The sequence below is a fragment of the Metabacillus rhizolycopersici genome, from assembly GCF_020075705.1.
The window spans coordinates 1-718 of the sequence record NZ_JAIQUM010000241.1 but is presented as its reverse complement, the minus strand read 5'-3'; the positions used below and the strand labels follow the sequence as shown (position 1 = coordinate 718).

Genomic DNA, 718 nt, shown 5'->3' with positions numbered 1-718 from the left:
TTTGAATTTCTTCCATTTTCTTAGCATCTAGCTTATAGAATTTCATTGCAACAACTGAAATAACCAATCCAAGGGCTGGTAAACCGAATGCTAAAGCTAATGTCGCCATAAGTAATGGTTGTGTTAATGGATCGCCTACCTCAGGGAATGCTGAAGTAAATCCAATCATCGCCACGACTGCACCAACGATTGTCGGAGCTAAAGATGAAACTAATTGATCAACAAATGAGAAGATCGTCCCCATCATTCCAGGTACATAACGTCCTGATTTAGCTGTTTCATAGTCTGAAACATCCGCGATCATTGGAACAACAAGAGTCGTTGGAAGACTAGCAAACCCTACAGCTGCTGCATAAAGAACGATAAACAATATAGTCGTAAACCCGATATTCGTAAGTGAAATCGTTGTAGGATTATCAATTATCAAGAAAAATGCAACAAGAGACACTAATGATAACAAACCTATCCAAGCCGATGTCACATACGCTTTTTTCAATCCTGTTTTTCTTGCAATGGCAACCCCAAAGAATGTAATTAAAAGTGTTGGTATAATAGTAATTAATCCCATAGTACCACTTAGAGCATAATCTCCTAGCAAAATCCCAAACAACATAACCACTACGACTGGTTGGCGAAGCAGACTAGTCGCTAGCTTGTCCATAGATGCTGAAAGCGAAAGCATTTGCAATGGTCTATTTCCTTTGATTACTGGCCAATA

1 protein-coding gene is annotated in these 718 nt (G+C 39.0%); it reads right to left on the bottom strand.

Features of this window, described 5'->3' with window-relative positions:
* Positions 1-718 (bottom strand): MFS transporter (locus K9V48_RS28295; RefSeq protein ID WP_224142341.1); only part of this gene is annotated, 718 nt, incomplete at both ends.